Origin of the sequence: Rhizobium sp. IY2, from assembly GCF_047532935.1 — a bacterium.
Taxonomy (GTDB): domain Bacteria; phylum Pseudomonadota; class Alphaproteobacteria; order Rhizobiales; family Rhizobiaceae; genus Rhizobium; species Rhizobium anhuiense.
Window position 1 is genome coordinate 1 of sequence record NZ_JBLKNU010000069.1, and the last position, 221, is coordinate 221.

The window sequence follows — 221 nt, forward strand, 5'->3', positions numbered from 1 at the left end:
CGGAAGTGGACTATCCGTCGGATCTTTGCGTGCATGCGCTGTTCGAGGCGCAGGTGCGCCGGGCGCCCGACGCGGTCGCACTGGTCTTCGAAGAGCAGTCGATCTCCTATGGCGCGCTCAATGCCGATGCCAACCAGCTGGCCCATCATCTGATCGGGCTCGGGGTGAGGCCGGACCAGCCAGTGGCGATCTGCGTCGAGCGCAGCCCGGCGATGGTGATG

Annotated in this window: 1 protein-coding gene; it reads left to right on the plus strand. The window is 66.1% G+C overall.

Features of this window, described 5'->3' with window-relative positions; translation table 11 throughout:
* Window positions 1-221 (plus strand): AMP-binding protein (locus tag ACMUVN_RS33430; protein ID WP_414816072.1); only part of this gene is annotated, 221 nt, incomplete at both ends.